Annotated in this window: 14 protein-coding genes; 4 read left to right on the top strand and 10 right to left on the bottom strand. The window is 68.1% G+C overall.

Annotated features, from left to right (window positions below; translation table 11 throughout):
- Nucleotides 1-23 precede the first annotated feature (23 nt).
- A complete protein-coding gene (locus EL337_RS00850) occupies nt 24-506 on the bottom strand; it encodes a MarR family winged helix-turn-helix transcriptional regulator (RefSeq protein ID WP_048634865.1) in 483 nt (160 codons plus the stop codon).
- A 37-nt stretch (nt 507-543) separates the two neighbouring features.
- Nucleotides 544-1,419 carry a lysophospholipid acyltransferase family protein gene (locus EL337_RS00855; protein WP_048634864.1) on the bottom strand — a complete coding sequence of 292 codons (876 nt, stop codon included), beginning with the start codon at nt 1,417-1,419 and terminating at the stop codon, nt 544-546.
- 94 nt (nt 1,420-1,513) lie between these two features.
- On the opposite strand from EL337_RS00855, the gene EL337_RS00860 reads away from it, so the two are divergent.
- Nucleotides 1,514-2,086, top strand: coding sequence for a TetR/AcrR family transcriptional regulator (locus tag EL337_RS00860; RefSeq protein ID WP_048634863.1), 573 nt, complete (start codon nt 1,514-1,516; stop codon nt 2,084-2,086).
- A 4-nt stretch (nt 2,087-2,090) separates the two neighbouring features.
- Here EL337_RS00860 and EL337_RS00865 read toward each other — a convergent pair whose 3' ends face one another.
- The 3 genes from EL337_RS00865 to EL337_RS00875 all read right to left on the bottom strand — a co-directional run bounded on the left by EL337_RS00865 (nt 2,091) and on the right by EL337_RS00875 (nt 5,713).
- Nucleotides 2,091-4,010 (bottom strand): ArnT family glycosyltransferase, encoded by a 1,920-nt coding sequence (locus EL337_RS00865; protein WP_048634862.1) that lies wholly within the window; start codon nt 4,008-4,010, stop codon nt 2,091-2,093.
- 577 nt (nt 4,011-4,587) lie between these two features.
- Complete coding sequence (locus EL337_RS00870) at nt 4,588-4,998, bottom strand: SgcJ/EcaC family oxidoreductase (protein WP_048634861.1); 411 nt, start codon at nt 4,996-4,998, stop codon at nt 4,588-4,590.
- Nucleotide 4,999: 1 nt separating this feature from the next.
- Nucleotides 5,000-5,713: an SDR family NAD(P)-dependent oxidoreductase gene (locus EL337_RS00875; RefSeq protein WP_048634860.1), complete on the bottom strand. Its 714-nt coding sequence runs from the start codon at nt 5,711-5,713 to the stop codon at nt 5,000-5,002.
- Between the two features lie 124 nt (nt 5,714-5,837).
- Here EL337_RS00875 and EL337_RS00880 point away from each other — a divergent pair, with 124 nt between their 5' ends.
- Nucleotides 5,838-6,761, top strand: a complete 924-nt coding sequence (locus EL337_RS00880; protein WP_048634859.1) for a LysR family transcriptional regulator — start codon at nt 5,838-5,840, stop codon at nt 6,759-6,761.
- Here the strand turns inward: EL337_RS00880 and EL337_RS00885 are convergent.
- Entirely contained in the window at nt 6,703-7,884 is a 1,182-nt protein-coding gene (locus EL337_RS00885) for a YbfB/YjiJ family MFS transporter (protein WP_232786905.1), read from the bottom strand. The two genes, EL337_RS00880 and EL337_RS00885, sit on opposite strands and share 59 nt — an antisense overlap.
- A 196-nt stretch (nt 7,885-8,080) precedes the next feature.
- Between EL337_RS00885 and EL337_RS00890 the strand changes: the two genes are divergently transcribed.
- Nucleotides 8,081-8,317: a hypothetical protein gene (locus EL337_RS00890; RefSeq protein WP_048634858.1), complete on the top strand. Its 237-nt coding sequence runs from the start codon at nt 8,081-8,083 to the stop codon at nt 8,315-8,317.
- A gap of 80 nt (nt 8,318-8,397) precedes the next feature.
- Here the strand turns inward: EL337_RS00890 and EL337_RS00895 are convergent, their stop codons facing one another.
- Together EL337_RS00895 and EL337_RS28655 are read right to left on the bottom strand one after the other, a co-directional pair.
- Nucleotides 8,398-9,258, bottom strand: a complete 861-nt coding sequence (locus EL337_RS00895) for an oxygenase MpaB family protein (protein ID WP_048634941.1) — start codon at nt 9,256-9,258, stop codon at nt 8,398-8,400.
- Nucleotides 9,259-9,357: 99 nt separating this feature from the next.
- Nucleotides 9,358-10,932 carry a hypothetical protein gene (locus tag EL337_RS28655; protein ID WP_170216903.1) on the bottom strand — a complete coding sequence of 525 codons (1,575 nt, stop codon included), beginning with the start codon at nt 10,930-10,932 and terminating at the stop codon, nt 9,358-9,360.
- A gap of 436 nt (nt 10,933-11,368) precedes the next feature.
- On the opposite strand from EL337_RS28655, the gene EL337_RS00910 reads away from it, so the two are divergent.
- Nucleotides 11,369-11,842, top strand: coding sequence for a hypothetical protein (locus tag EL337_RS00910; protein ID WP_048635544.1), 474 nt, complete (start codon nt 11,369-11,371; stop codon nt 11,840-11,842).
- Between the two features lie 30 nt (nt 11,843-11,872).
- On the opposite strand, the gene EL337_RS00915 is transcribed toward EL337_RS00910, so the two are convergent.
- Both EL337_RS00915 and EL337_RS00920 read right to left on the bottom strand, forming a co-directional pair.
- On the bottom strand, nt 11,873-14,764 hold the full coding sequence (locus tag EL337_RS00915) for an MMPL/RND family transporter (protein WP_048635543.1): 2,892 nt from the start codon (nt 14,762-14,764) through the stop codon (nt 11,873-11,875).
- A complete protein-coding gene (locus tag EL337_RS00920) occupies nt 14,761-15,207 on the bottom strand; it encodes an MmpS family transport accessory protein (RefSeq protein WP_109860290.1) in 447 nt (148 codons plus the stop codon). The genes EL337_RS00915 and EL337_RS00920 overlap by 4 nt, the downstream gene beginning before the upstream one ends.

Genomic DNA, 15,207 nt, shown 5'->3' on the forward strand with positions numbered 1-15,207 from the left:
CCGGGGCAGCTCCCCGCGGGCGCTCAGCGCCTGCGGGGAGTCCGCGCGGATCGGGACGGCAGCGACCGCACGTGGTCGCGCACCCGGGTCATGACGTCACCCAGAAGCGTCACATCGCGATCGGACAGCGAGTCGAAGAGAAGCTCTCGGACGACCTGGATATGGCCGGGCAGGACGTCGGCGACACGGGCCCGGCCCGCGGCGGTGATGCGCACGACCGTGGCCCGCTGGTCGTCGGCGCTGGTGTCGCGGGTGATGAGCCCGTCCCTCTGCAGCAGTCCGGCTTGATGGGTCAGCCCGCTACGGCTGTAGACCACCCGATCGGCCAGGTAGGTCATGGTCAGCGGCTGCTCGGCGTCGGCAAGGATGGCCAGGATCTCGAACTGCACGTAGCTCAGATCCCCGTCGGCCCGCAGTTGCTGCTGCACGGCGAACTGCAGCATGCTGACCGCCTCCGTGAGAGCGAAGTAGGTGCGCATCTGGCTGGGGTCGAGGGAGTCCGCCACCCGTCGAGCCTATGCTGCGATGTCGAAGCAATGACGGCTAGGCTGAAGCCCGCTCGGGCCGCACGGCATCACGCCATGCCAGCGGGTTCAGTGCGCGGAACGGGTCTGCGGCACGGACATCCTGCAACTCCGCGAGGACGGTCTCCAGAGCCGTCTGCGTCTGTTTCTTCACCGTCGCCACCCACTCGTCGTCGGACACACCCGCCGGCTGCGTGGTGGTGATCGGCTGGCCGAAACGTAGGTACATCCGCTGTGGGCTGGGTACCAGCGTAGGCCCGACGCCGCGCACCAAAGGCATTGTCATGTCGGGCTTTCCGGTGACAGCCGCGCCGAGCTTCTCGGTGAGCCGTCCCAGGAGGCTGTCCCGCGTGACAACGCTGCGGTAGATGTCGTCACCGCCGACGTGCCCCACTGGAACGATGGGGTAGTCGTTGGCGATCGCCACCCGAGCGAAGCCGGCCCGGCCGTTCCACTTGAGCTGGTATTCCTCGCCTTTGAACTTGCCGATCTCGCGACCGCCCCCGGGGAACACCAGCAGCGTCTCGTTGTTCTGCATCAGCTTCGTCGCGTTCTCGGGTGTGCCGACGACCCCGCCGCATGCGGCCAGCATGTCGCCGGCCGGCCCCGGCATGGATCCCATACCGCGTTCGGTCAGCGGCCGGACGCGCACACCCAGCGTTCGTCGCACCGACAGGCACGTCAGCCACGCCTCGGCCATCCCACTCTGAGTGTGGTTGCCCACGAGCAGGAATCGCCCGTCGAGCGGAAGGTTCTCGGTGCCGTCGACATAGGGGAGCGTGACATCGATCGCCGGCCAGAGCCCGTCGGCAACGACTTCGGCCACCTTGCGCAGCGCCTGGACGCGCGCGGGTTGATCGATGATCTGGTCGGTCCTGGCGGCGGCGTTCCTCACGGGGGATGGTCCTTCCTCGGCGCACCGAGCGAGCGGTCGGTGTTGTGACTTCCACGGTACCGAACGAACTGGTTCGTTTGGTTATGATCTCGCTGTGAGAAGCGCCAGTGAGTTACGCGACGTGATCATCGACGCCGCGCGCGCGGAGTTCGCCCGGCACGGCCTGGCCGGTGCCCGGATCGACCGCATCGCCCGCTCGGCCCGCGCCAGCAAGGAGCGCTTGTACGCGCACTTCGGCGACAAGGAGGCGCTGTTCCGCCAGGTGGTCGTCACCGACACCGCCGAGTTCCTCGGGTCGGTCGGTGTCCGACCCGACGCTGTCGCCGAATTCGCTGGCGACATTTATGACCTGGCGGTCAGCAGGCCCGAACATCTCCGCATGATCACCTGGGCACGACTGGAAGGCGTTGCGCTCGGTGAACCCGAAGTGGACGGACGGCCGATCCGCGAACGAGACACCGCCGCCATCGCGGCCGCGCAGGCCGCGGGGCACATCGATGACCGCTGGGAGCCGGAACAGTTGCTGGTCCTGCTGTTCGGCATCGGGATGGCCTGGGCCCACTGGCCGCAGGATCCTCCCGGCAACGCGACCACCCACGCGATGGCCCGGGCCGCCGCGGTCGAAGCCGCCGCCCGCATCCTCGCGCCCACGCCCCGAGGCGGGTAGCTCCTCAGCGTGGGGAGGTCAGGTCGTACAACGTGACACCGTCCACCGACATCGCGGTGTACCGCTGCGCGATCCAGTCGCTGATCCGGTCGGATTCCCATGTCGAGTCCGGGCCTTCGGCCCGAGGCGGCATCCCCGGGAGCGACGATTCGATGTAGTAGTGGATGCGCCGTTGCTTGACGTAGTCCTGGAACTGCTCGAGGGTTGGCGAGGGGTCGGCGCCACCGAAACCACCCAGCGGCATCACCGGATCACCCGTGGCGAGCTGATACCCCGCGCTGTCCAACGATCCCTTGGCTGCGGCCACCCACGTGAAGTCCTCGCTGTCCACAGCCAGCAGCCGAGAGACCTCCTCGGACGGTTCGCTCTGCCCCGGCGGCGGGCCGGCGCGGCCGTCCGGCCCCTCGGCCGCGGGGAATGCAGGCATCCCCCCGGTCGTCGACGGTCCTGCGACGACGATGGGTCCGTGGTGTGCGCTGCCGACGGTGTGGACGCAGAACGCGACCGGTCCGGCCAACGCGGCGACGACGCCCAGGGCCGCCGCCCATGAGGTGAGATCGCGACCCGCCGCCGTCACCCCGGGCCGGGCCGCACAGACGGCGAGCGCCGTGGTCGCCACCGCGCCGAGGCCGGCGACGATCCACCGCAGTGCGGGAACGAAGTCGGGGGTCCTGCCGAGTAGCATCCACGCCCACGCCGCCGTCAGTCCGACGACCAGCGCCACGACGATTGTCACCCAACGTTTGTCGCGATTCTGCCAGAGATGCACCGACCCCATGCCCACCACCGCTGCCACACCGGGTGCCAACGCCACGGTGTAGTAGTCGTGGAAGATTCCCGACATGAAGCTGAACACCAGGCCGGTCACCAAAAGCCAACCGCCCCAAATGACATAGGACGCGCGCCGTCGATCGGTGCGCGGTGCACGGCCACACAGCACCAGTCCGGCGATGAGCAGCACCAGCGCGGCGGGCAGGAGCCAGGAAATCTGCGTGCCCGACTCGGTGCTGAACATCCGGGTGATGCCTGCAGAGCCGAACATCGCCGGACCCTCAGGTCCCGGCCCGGCATTACCGGGAGGGGGGCCGGGCAGCCCACCCGCTCCGCCCGCACCGCCGCCGAAAATGCGGCCCAAGCCGTTGTAGCCGAGCGTCAGTTGCAGAAAGCTGTTGTTCGCGGAACCGCCGATGTACGGTCGGTCCGCCTCCGGCCACAGCTCCACCAGCGCCACCCACCAGCCGGCGGCCACGACGGCCGCGCCCAATCCGGCGAACAGCTGCAGCAGTCGTGCCCACCACCGGCGCGGCGTACCGGCGACCAGGTAGGCGATCGCCAGAGCAGGCAGGATCAGCATCACCTGGAGCTGTTTGGTGAGGAAGCCGAAGCCGATCAGCGCACCGCACAGCACAACCCATCGTGTCCGCCCGCTGTCGACTCCGCGTAGCAGCGCCCATGTCGCGGCGACCATCAGGAACACCAGCAACGCGTCGGGATTGTTGTATCGGAACATCAGGGTGGCCACCGGTGTCAGCGCCAAGAGCGCGCCGGCGATCAATCCCGCCGCGGGGCCGAAAGGCTTTCGCACAGCGGCATATAACAGTCCCACCGACGCGACGCCAAGCAGAACCTGTGGGAGCTGCAGGGCCCAGGAGTTGACGCCGAACAGCCGCGTGCTGATCTCCATGACCCACAGCGAGGCCGGCGGCTTGTCGACGGTGATCGAGTTCGCGGCATCGGAGGAGCCGAACAGAAACGCTTTCCCACTGCGCGTCCCTGCCTGTACCGCCGCCGCGTAGAAGGTGTTTCCCCAGCCGTTGCGACTCAGCCCCACGGCCCAGAAGGCAGCGGTCGCCACCAGCAGCGCGCCGAGTGAGGGCTTGACCCAGCGCGGGTCTGACAGGGCGCGCGTCTCAGATGCGGTCATCGTTTCCTCTGGTCGTCGGCCTCGAGTCGACCTGCACGTGCGTCACGACGTGCAGTCTGGTGGCGGAGCCTATGGACCGTATGTGCGCGACATTGGTGGCCGCTGTGTGCCGGCCACCGAAAGTACTACGGTGCCCCCAAAGGGGCGGCGCACTGTCGTCACAGGCGATGTACACGCCCGCGCGCCACGATCACAGAGTGTCAGCGCCCCAGTACTTCGAGACATCCCTGAGCGCCGCGGCGCCCTTGCGTGGGCAGCCCTTGCGCCGCGCGGAAGGAGGCCCGATCCGCGTCTCGTGGTCGACGACGAGCCCGTCCTGTCCGAAATGGTCTGTACGACATTGGTATAGGAAGGCTGGGTGGTGGCCACGGAAGGCGACGAGGCGTCCGCGGATGACAGCGACGACGACGAGGACAAAAGCGCCGAGTCGAGGCCGGCGACAAGCAGTGTCCAGATGTGGCCTCCTACCTCGGTGGACTGGCCTCCACTTTCCGACGACGAGAACCCAGGCGCCGCAACGCCGATCGTCGCAGCGCAACCACCTCCGGTCCCGCCTCCCGCCGGAGCGGAGATCAGGTCAACGCCTGTCGTGCCCGTGGTGCCCGAGCCGTGAACGGCCCGCACTTGCGGGCTGGCCGGCAGATGCCTGGTACTGCGCCACCTGCCATTCGCCGCCCAGCCGGACGAGGGTGACGCCGATCGCCAGGTCCACCGGGGGACGGTCCGGGTAGGAGAAGGTCGCCGTCAGGTAGCCGAGCGCGACATCGTCTGCAAGGAGCCGGCTTTCCAGCAGGTGGTAGGTGACCGTCATACCGGCGGGCTGCGACCCGTAGTAGTCGGCCACCGCATGCCTGCCTACGCCGTACGGGCGCAGGCCCTGGAATACGGCGTCTTCGGTGAATGCGGCGGCCACCTGCGCGGGATCTCCGGCATCGATTCCCGCCTTCCATGCGTCCATGACACCGAGGACGACTCGAGCGGCGTCCATGTCAGTGGCCCGCGCTCTGGCCGCCGTCGACGTGCAGGATCTCGCCGGTGACAAACGGAGCGTTCTCCAGGTAGAGCACGGCGTCGACGACGTCGGAGACCTCGCCGACATGGCCGACCGGATGCAGTGTCGCCAGCGCATCGTAGTCGGACGGCTGGTGCATGGGTGTGCGGATGATTCCGAGTGCCACTGCGTTGGAACGGATTCCCTGTGTCGCGTACTCGACCGCCAGAGCACGGGTGGCGGCGTTCAGGCCGCCCTTGGTCAGCGACGCCAGCGCTGACGGCACGGCGGAGTTGGCGTGTTCGACCAGCGTCGTCGAGATCGTGACCAGATGGCCGCCGCCACCCTGATCCAGCATCCGGGCTACCGCCGCGCGCGAGATCTCGAAGAAGCCGCGGAGATTCACACCGGTGATGGCGTCGTACTCCTCGTCTGTGTAGTCGGTGAACGGCCTGGCGATGAACAGGCCGGCATTGTTGACCACGGTGTCGATGCGGCCGAAGCGCTGCACCGCCGCGTCCACGATGCGGCCGCCGACACCAGGTTGCGCCACGTCGCCGGGCACGGCGAGCACCATCGGGTCGTCCCCGCCGTCGATGGTGCGCGAGTTGGCCACGACGGCGTAGCCGAGCTTGCGGTAGCCGGCCTCCAGGCCTGCTCCTATTCCTTGCGATGCGCCGGTGATGAGTGCTACGCGGGGGTCAGTTGTCATGGTGCGTTCCCTTCGTGTGCTGGTACTCATCGGAACGTGCCGCCGGACGCGTGCAATCCGTCGGTGCAGGACCGATTCGCTCGCTCCTGGTAGGCGCAGGCTCTCACTGCATTAGGCTCACCGTGTGGAGTTGCGACAGCTGCGCTACTTCGTCACCGTGGCCGACGAGTTGAACTTCGGCCGCGCAGCCGAGCGGCTGCGCATTGCGGGACCCTCGCTCTCGCAACAGATCAAGGCGCTTGAGCGCGACCTCAAGGTGCGGCTGTTCGACCGCGACCGGCGCTCGGTGGCTCTGACTGCCGCCGGCTCGGCGCTGCTCCCGCAGGCGCGTGCCCTCATCGGACAGGCTGACGAGTTTCGACGCCAGGCCCTCGGGCTTTCGTCGTCCGTGCCGGTGCGCGTCGGGTATGTGCAGTGGTGCCCGACGGACTGGGCCGAGCGTGCCGCGGGCGTGGCGCAGGTGCGGGTGGACACGTGGGTCATGCCCTCGCACGCGCAGGCGGCCCGGGTGGCCGACGGCGGACTTGATCTGGCGATCTGTTGGGTCGGCGAGGCCGATCTTCGTGCCCTGTCGTTGGAAGCGACGTTGATCGGTGTCGACCGGCTCTATGCGGTGAGTGCCGGACCGGAATCATCGCCTGTCCACGCGCGCGACCTGACGGTGTTGGTGGACGCGGACGAATCGAGTTGGTCGTCATGGAATCGGTTCGCCGAGCAGTTCGCCGACGCATCAGGGGCTCACGTGGTTCGCGTCGAGGACGGCGGAGTGACCGGTTCGACCTTCCTGGACCACGTGCGTCGCCTGCGACGCCCGGTGTTGAACAATCCCAAGGGCCAGAACGACGTGACGCCGCCGGATATGACCCGGCGGGCAGTGCAGGCACCGACCCCGATGTGGACGTGGTCGCTGGTGTGGCGACAGGAAGATCCGAACCCGTTGGTGCACAACGTTGTCGACGCGCTCACAGTCGGCGTCGATCGGTCGGTCCTCACCGGACCGGGGCTGTGGCTGCCGCCCGACGATCCGCATCGCGGCGCGGCGGACTGAGTTCCCGGCATCCGAGACGCAGCCACACGGCAGCCACCGCCGAGACGGCGACCACGCCGGCGGAGACCAGCAGTGCGTAGTGAAACCCGTGCCGCACCAGGGGCGTCACCAAGATGGGACCGACGATCTGACCGACCGAGTATCCGGCGGTCAGCACCGCGACGGCACCCGGAAATGCCAGCGCCCTGCCTGCCGCCAACGCCATGGTGCTGACCCCGATAAAAGTCCCGCCGAAGAAGGCCGCGCCGATGAGCGCAGGCGCGGTGCCGGTGACGAGTGCAGGCAGCGCGATGCCTCCGGCCTGCACCAGCAGGGCCACCGCGAGCAGCGCCGGGCGTGACCATCGCGCGCTCGCCATCGCCCACAGCGCCGCAGACGGTGCGGCAGTCAGGCCGACCAGCAACCAGGCACCGTTTCCCAGCCAGCCCGGTGACGTCTGGCCGATGGCCGCGACGAGGAATGTGCCCGCGATGATGTATCCGACACCTTCGAGGGTGTAGCAGGCCAACAGCACCACGAACCAGCGTCGCGGACCCGCTGGTGCGCCGGCCGTGGCCACGGGCGTGGGCCCCGTGCCCCGCATCCGCCAGGCGACTGCCACCACCGCGGCGGCCAGCGCCGCCGATGCCCACCAGGCCGCACGCCAGCCGGCGGTGGGCAGGGCCAGCACCATGGCACCGGACAGAGCTATGCCGAGGCCGACACCGCCGAAGCCCCAGCCCGGTAGCTGGGCTGAGCGGCCCCGGGAATGGTCGAGCATCCAGTCGACGGCGATCACGAACAGCACGGCGCTCGCGAAGCCGGCCGCCGTGCGGATCGCCAGCCACCCGATCACGTCGTGCGTCAAGGCCATCAACCCCAGGCCGGCGACCACGGCGATCAGCGCCAGCCGCCACGTGGTGGCCGTCCGGATCAGACGCGGCGCTGCGACTCCTGCCAGCGCGCCCGCGAGGTAACCGACGTAGTTCGCGGTGGCCAGACCGCCTGCAGCTGCCGGGGTCAATCCGGCCTGAGATGTCATCATCGGCAGGATGGGCGTGTAGACGAACCTGCCGATACCCATCGCCGCGGCCAAAGCTGCTGCGCCGCGGGCGATGTGGACGTGCGAATGGTGCCAGGTCATGCCCGCTATGGTGGCTGCGGGCGGCGGGGCGGCGCCACGACCCGTTTTCTCCCAGCTGTGAGGCGCTGCCTCGGAGCTAGGCCGCCCGACGGCCGCGTCGCGGCGATGGAATCAATCCGCCGGACCGACTGTTTCACGCAGTGTTGCGGGAGTTCTGCCCGCCGACGAGGTTCGGAAGAGGAAAGAGGCGGGATCGATGACGAAGACCACAGCGGTAGGAGTGATCGCGGGAGCGTTGTCTGCGGCGGTGATCGGCTTTGCCGGACCGGCGCATGCAGATGACCAGGGGATCGGATTCGGCGGCCACAGCGGACACGGTGGATACAGCGGTCACTACGGGTACGGCTACGGCAGCGACAGCAACAACCCGTGGCTCAACCAGCTCTATCCGACAGTGAAGGTGCCGAAGGTCGACACGTCGGTGCACAACTGATCGACAGCGGTGGCATCATCGACGACGTTGCCGTTGCGGTGTTGTCGAGTCACTCGTGCATGCTCGGTTCACACCCGGTGTCATGACCGGTCCGACCCCATCACCCAGCGGATGCCGCTGACCAGGACGCGGCCCGTCGATCGCACCACGGTGGCTTCGACAGGTGGAAGATAGGGCAACCGCAGTGGTAGCCGGGCCCACCACGGCAGCATCGCCACCGCGGTGGCGGCCAGCGCCGAGTACGGCGCCCTGGCCAGCAACGGCAGCGGGGGAGTCAACAGCAGAAATCGCGCGGCGTCACGGGCGGCGGCAGTGCCCTGCAGCTCAGGCCGGTAGTCGGCGATCCGTTCCGCCAATTGTGCTGTTGTCCTTGGTGGTTCGAGTACACCGAGTGCACTGGCGACGCGGGCGGTATCAGCCACGTAGTCGTCACATTCGCGCTGATCCAGCGGTGTGGCGCCGTAGAGCTGGTGAGCGCGCAGGAAGCTGTCCACCTCGGCGATGTGTACCCACTCCAACAGGTGCGGGTCGCTCGCCTGGTAGTCGCGCCCGTCGGGTGCGGTGCCGCGAATGTATCGATGGATACCCCGCACCCGGTCCACGGCGCTCTGGGCGTCGTCGGCGGGCCCGAACGTGGTGACCGCGAGAAACGTACTGGTGCGGGCCAGCCGTCCCCACGGATCGCCGCGGTAGTCGGAGTGCTCGGCCACGCCGGCCATCGCCAACGGATGCAGCGATTGCAGCAGCAGCGCACGGAGCCCACCGACGAACATCGAGGCGTCGGCGTGGACGCGCCGGATCGGACGGTCCTCGCCGAACCAACGGGGGCCGGGCGTCTCATGGATCCGCGCTCGATTGGCGGAACCGTCAGGTCCGGCCACCATGCCGAACAACGCGCTGCCCATCTTGGTTCGTGCCTCGCCGAGGTCATACAACGCCATGTCCTCCATTGTGACTGCGCTGTCTAAGACGACGCGTCAACGAGACCGGCGCACACCCTGCCCGTAGGCAGGATGTGCGCCGGCATCGTCCGGAGCCGCTCAGTCCGACGCGGCCGCACCTCCGGCGCCGCCGGTGCCACCCGCACCGCCGCCGCCGCCCTGGGTACCGTCATTGCCGCTACCGGCGCTGCCCGCAGTGCCGGGGTCGCCCCCGTCGCCGCTGCCGCCGAAGCCGCCCGAGCCGCCACCGCCGCCGAAGCCGCCCGAGCCGCCCGTGCCCCCTTCCAGGGAGTCACCGCCCGTGCCGCCGTCACCGCCGTCACCGCCGTCGCCGCCCTCATCGAGGCTGCCACTACCGCCCAGGCCGCCGGGTCCGCCCGTGCCGCCGTCACCGCCGGTGCCGTTCTCGCCACCGCCGCCGCCGATACCGCCGTCACCGCCCGATCCGCCTGCGCCGCCCTCGGGACCGACGCCACCTGCGCCGCCCTCGCCGCCCTGGCCACCGTTGCCGCCGTCGGCGTTGTCGTCGAGATCCTGGCCGCCGAAGCCACCGAGGCCGCCCTTGCCGCCCGCGCCGCCGGTGGTGGAGCCCTCGCCGCCGTCCCCACCGGAGCCGCCGAGGCCGCCGTCGAAGCCGGCCGAGCCCGAGCCGCCTGCGCCGCCGGTGCCGCCCACGCCGCCGATCTCGCCCGAGCCGCCGGTGCCTCCGGAGCCGCCCTCGCCGCCGCCGAAGCCTTCGTCGCCGAGGCCACCCAGGCCGCCGTCACCGCCGGTGCCGCCGATGACGCCGTCGCCGCCCTTGCCGCCATCTGCCCCGTTTCCGCCGACGCTGCCGTCACCGGTGATGCCGTCGCCGCCGTTGCCGCCTGCTCCGCCGTTACCGTCTGTCCCGCCCGGGGCAAAGAGCCCGCCGCTTCCCGCGGTGCCGCCGTCGCCGCCGTCGCCGCCTTCTCCGGGCGCGAGATTGGACAGCGGGTCGCTGTAACCGTCGCCGCCCTTGCCGCCCTGGCCACCCGACCCGCCGGAGCCGAAGAAGAATCCGCCGCTTCCGCCGGCGCCGCCCTTGCCGCCGGCTTGTCCGGCCTGGCCGGGCTCCGTGCCGTCCGCGCCGGTTCCACCCACCCCGCCATTGCCGCCGTTACCGAAGAACAGGCCGCCCGCTCCGCCGCGGCCGCCGTTGCCGCCGGCCACGCCTGCGCCGCCGTCGCCGCCGTTGCCGAAATACAGCGCGCCCGCTCCGCCGTTGCCGCCGGCGAAGCCCTTGCCGCCGTTGCCGAACAGCAACCCCGCATTGCCGCCATTGCAGGCGCTGCCTTCGCATCCGGCCTGCGCGTCGATGCCGTTGCCGATCAGCCAGCCCCCGGGGCCGATGGGCCGGAACAGGTTGAAGCCGTTGGCACTTGCGGTCAGGAGAGCGTTCGTGGAGAACGCGGCGTTGGGGTTGGCCGCCGAGTTGCCGCTGTCGAACTCTTGGTGCATCCACCACCAGTCGGGCAGCTCGGACTCCGTCGAGGCCAACTGCACTGCGGGTGAGGACGTGGCGGTGTCCATGTCGGCGTGCACAGCCGCCGTCAGAAGGCCGACGCCCACGAGCGCAGCGCTACCGATTCCGGCGGCCAGATACTGACCGGCGGATGTCCCCGCGGTGCGTCTGCTGGATGGTGTGTTGGACATGAACGGCCCCCTTGCCGAGGTGTGACAGGCCCGCCGCGGGCGGGTGGATGTGCGTCAGCTGTGAGCCGACAGCTGCAATGTAGAGGTTTGCCACAGGCTGGGTCAAGGATTTGTCACAATCTGCCTAAGCAAATGGATATTCATCGACGTGTCCGTGCCTCCTGCCGCAACAAAGCAGGTAGGACCGCATATTCGACAAATTAGTTAATAATGAATTTGCGCTCAGGCAAATTATCATGCCGTGCCGGACGCCGCGTCGACTGCCGTGCCGTGATTTGCCGGAACCGATGGGCAAGCCGGGGGATTGCTGCGGCGCCCCTGGCGTCGGGGCTCGGTCGGCATCCATCCCTGTGGCGTTGCTGTGAGGTCCGGCAGAAGTACTTAGTTCAGGTAATCTTCAGGGGGTGCGTACACCCGAAAATCGAGGAGCTGCGCGATGACTCTCGGTCCGTGGGGCGACCTGACGATCTTCGCCGCCGTGATGGAAATCGTTTTTGCCACATGTGTTTTCGTGTACATAGGGCGACTGGAGCGGCGAACGTCCCATTCCCTGGGTGACACAGTAGGCGCGCACAAAGCCGTGCTGGCCAAGCTGCGCAAGCGAGAACCGCTGTCCCGGGACGAGGCGGACTACGCCGCCGAACTGATCGCTGACGCCCGGTCTCCGCTCGCCTACGCGATACCCGCTGCGCTGTTCACCATCGGATTCTTCTATGTGGTCGGCTGTCTGTTCGTGCTCCACCTGTCCGGTGGCCATCCGTCGTTCCGCACGTTCATCGGTGGCATCCCGATGCTCACCTCGATGAACATGGCCGCACAGTTGCGTCGGGTCGCGGCGCTGAAAGGGAAACTGCAGCAGGCAGCGGTCGCCGAGCCGGCCGACGACCTGGTCGCGGCCACCAGGGTCTAGTCCCGGCGAAAGCTGGTGCCGCCCTGCTTCTCAGGACTTCGAGCGGCCCGGTGTTCCGGCAATCGGATCGCCGTCCTCCCAGAGGAGGAGCTGCCGAACCGACTGGCGTGACCCGTAGGGCTGCAGCATCTGGCTCGCCGGACGGGGACGCATCCGCAGCGGCCACCAGAACCAGCGGCCGATCAGCGCTGCGATGGCCGGCGTCATGAACGACCGGACGATCAGCGTGTCGAACAGCAGGCCCAGCGCGATCGTGGTCCCGATCTGCCCGAGGATCCGCAAGTCCGCGAACAGGAATGACGCCATCGTCGCGGCGAACACCAGACCGGCCGCCGTGACCACCGCCCCCGAACCGGCCATCGCCCTGATGATTCCGGTGTTCAACCCGGCGCCGATCTCCTCTTTGAACCGCGAGATCAACAGCAGGTTGTAGTCCGAGCCCACCGCCAACAGCAGGATGACGGCCAGCGCCAACACGATCCAGTACAGCTGAATACCGAAGATGTCCTGCCAGATCAGCACGGACAGCCCGAACGACGCGCCAAGGGACAGCGCCACCGTGCCGACGATGACGAACGCGGCGATGATGCTGCGGGTGATGAACATCATCACCAGCAGGATGAGGCACAACGCCGCGATGCCGGCGATCATCAGGTCGTACTTGGCGCCGTCCTGGATGTCCTTGTAGGTCGCAGCCGTGCCTGCGATGTAGATGTTGGAGCCGGCCAGGGGTGTGCCCTTGACGGCTTCCTTGGCCGAGTGCCGGATGACGTCGATATGTGAAATGCCCTCGGGCGTCGCGGGATCACCGTCGTGAGTGATGATGAGGCGGGCGGCCTTCCCGTCCGGTGACAGGAACAGTTTGAGCCCGCGTTGGAACTCCGGGTTGGTGAAGGCCTCTGGCGGTAGGTAGAACGAGTCGTCGGTCTTGGACGCGTCGTACGCCTGGCCCAGCGCGGTCGAATTCTGCAGGGCCGCCTCGGCCTGGTCGTTGAGGCCCGACGTGGTGGCGTAGTTGGTCAGCGTCAGGTCGCGGTTGGTCTCCTGGCTGTCGATCTGCGGCGGAATCAACGCAAGCAGCTTCGGCTGCAACGCATCCAGTTTCGCGATGCTGCCCGCGACGTCGGCCAACTGGTCTGTCAGGTCGTTGATGCCGTCGAGCGCGTCGAACAGTGACCGAAGCGCTGCGCAGATCGGGATGTCGAAACAGTGCGGCTCCCAGTAGAAGTAGTTGCGCAGCGGACGGAAGAAGTCGTCGAAGTTGGCGATCTTGTCGCGCAGGTCCTGCGCGGTGGCGACGGTGTTCTGGAACGCTCGGGTCTGCTCGTCGGTGACCGCACTTGACTGTTGCTGGAGCGAATACTGCTGGCGCAGAACCTCGATCGAATTGTTGATCACATCCACCTGCTTGAGCAGATCCGCCCCGCGGGCCTGCTGGAACGGCAGGTTGTTGACCTGGGACGCGCTGCTCGCGCTGATCTGGAACGGAATGGAGGTGTGGTCCAACGGGGTGCCGAGTGGCCGGGTGATGGACTGCACCTGTGCGATGCCGTCGGTGTGGAACACCGCCTTGGCGACGCGCTCGAGCAGGATCATGTCGGTGGGATTGCGCAGATCATGGTCTGCTTCGATCATCATCAGCTCGGGATTCAACCGCGCCTGTGAGAAGTGTTGTTCGGCAGCGGCGTAACCGACATTGGCCGGGGCGCTCGCCGGCAGGTAGGGCCGGGCGTCGTAGCTGGTCGTGTAGCGCGGCAGGGCGAGCAGACCGATCAGTGCGATGGCGATCGTCGCGATCAGGATGGGCCCGGGCCAGCGGACGATGGCCGTGCCGATCCGGCGCCAGCCCCGGGTGCGCAAGGGCCGACTGGGCTCGAACAACCCGAAATGGCGTCCGATGATCAGCAACGCCGGTGCCAGGGTCAAGGCGGCGACGACCGCGACGAGGACCCCGATCCCGGCCGGAACGCCGAGACTCTGGAAGTACGGAAGCCGGGTGAAGGACAGACACAGCACTGCGCCGGCGATCGTCAGGCCCGACCCCAGGATGATGTGCGCGGTGCCGTGGTACATCGTGGTGAACGCCGTCACCCGGTCCTGGCCCGCGTACCGGGCCTCGTGGAAGCGACCCAGGATGAAGATCGCATAGTCGGTCCCGGCGGCGATCACCAGCAGGGTCAGCAGATTGGTTGAGTACGTGGACAACTCGATGATCCCGGCGTTCGCGAGGACCGCCACGACGCCTCGCGACGCGGTCAGCTCGATCATCACCGTGAACAGCACCAGGAACACCGTGGTCAGCCGCCGGTAGAGCCACAGCAGCATGACCGCGATCACCCCCAGGGTGATCAGGGTGGTTTTCAGGGTGCCGTGGCGGCCGACCTCGAACTGGTCTGTGACCAGGGGCGCGGCGCCGGTGACGTAGGCCCGCAGACCCGGCGGCGGCGGGTTGTGCTCGACGATGTCACGCACCGAATCCACCGACTCGTTGGCCAGCGACTCGCCCTGGTTGCCCGCCAGGTACAGCTGCACCAGCGCCGCCTTGCCGTCGGCACTCTGCGAGCCGGCCGCCGTCAGCGGATCGCCCCAGAAATCCTGGATGTGCTGAACGTGCGTGGTGTCCTGGGCGAGTTTCTGGACCAGGCCGTCGTAGTAGTGGTGCGCGTCTGCGCCCAGCGGCTGGTCGCCCTCCAGGACGATCATCGCCGAACTGTCGGAGTCGAACTCGTCGAACACCTTGCCGATCCGCTTACTGGCCTGCAACGACGGCGAGTCCTGCGGGCTCAGGGATACGTTGTGCGCCTCGGCGACCGTCTCCAGCTGCGGCACAAAGACGTTGGTCAGCACGGCCAGTGCCAGCCAGAACAGCGCGATGAGCACTGAGTATCGCCGAATGAAGTCGGGCACGCGCTGGGTGCTCATCCGGATTTGTCCAGGCAGTAGGTGAAGGCGTTCAGGGTGTTCACCGATCTCTCGTCCTTGACCACGTCGTCGATCGTGATCCGGCATCCGATCGAATCGCTGTCTCCTTGGGCGGACACGTTGACGAAGACCGCGGGCTGGGTGGTGGTGGCGTCGTAGGCCCAGGGCAGCGCGACGCCGTCGGCGCGCTGCGGTTGGGCGTCGACGTCGAGGTAGGTGATGGTGGCCACCGTGCCGGGCGGGCCGAACACCTCGAGGACGACGTGCTTGGGGTTGAACGGGACGATGTCGTTCTCGGAGCCGCTGGGCGTGGACACGACATCCTCAGAGGCGAAGATGCCGTGCAATCGGTACACAGCGAAGCCGGCCACTGCGAGCACAGCCACCGCCACCACGAGCATCCAGCGTCGGCGGAGTCCTCGACCGATCGAGACCCGCTGCAT

This window comes from Mycolicibacterium aurum, assembly GCF_900637195.1.
Classification (GTDB): domain Bacteria; phylum Actinomycetota; class Actinomycetes; order Mycobacteriales; family Mycobacteriaceae; genus Mycobacterium; species Mycobacterium aurum.

Bases quoted from the DNA above. Each gene is read 5' to 3' on its own strand.
- EL337_RS28655 (WP_170216903.1), bottom strand. From the start codon at position 10,932: ATGTCCAACACACCATCCAGCAGACGCACCGCGGGGACATCCGCCGGT.
- EL337_RS00885 (WP_232786905.1), bottom strand. From the start codon at position 7,884: ATGACCTGGCACCATTCGCACGTCCACATCGCCCGCGGCGCAGCAGCT.
- EL337_RS00875 (WP_048634860.1), bottom strand. From the start codon at position 5,713: ATGACAACTGACCCCCGCGTAGCACTCATCACCGGCGCATCGCAAGGA.
- EL337_RS00870 (WP_048634861.1), bottom strand. From the start codon at position 4,998: ATGGACGCCGCTCGAGTCGTCCTCGGTGTCATGGACGCATGGAAGGCG.
- EL337_RS00915 (WP_048635543.1), bottom strand. From the start codon at position 14,764: ATGAGCACCCAGCGCGTGCCCGACTTCATTCGGCGATACTCAGTGCTC.
- EL337_RS00865 (WP_048634862.1), bottom strand. From the start codon at position 4,010: ATGACCGCATCTGAGACGCGCGCCCTGTCAGACCCGCGCTGGGTCAAG.
- EL337_RS00895 (WP_048634941.1), bottom strand. From the start codon at position 9,258: ATGGCGTTGTATGACCTCGGCGAGGCACGAACCAAGATGGGCAGCGCG.
- EL337_RS00920 (WP_109860290.1), bottom strand. From the start codon at position 15,207: ATGCAGCGGGTCTCGATCGGTCGAGGACTCCGCCGACGCTGGATGCTC.
- EL337_RS00890 (WP_048634858.1), top strand. From the start codon at position 8,081: ATGACGAAGACCACAGCGGTAGGAGTGATCGCGGGAGCGTTGTCTGCG.
- EL337_RS00910 (WP_048635544.1), top strand. From the start codon at position 11,369: ATGACTCTCGGTCCGTGGGGCGACCTGACGATCTTCGCCGCCGTGATG.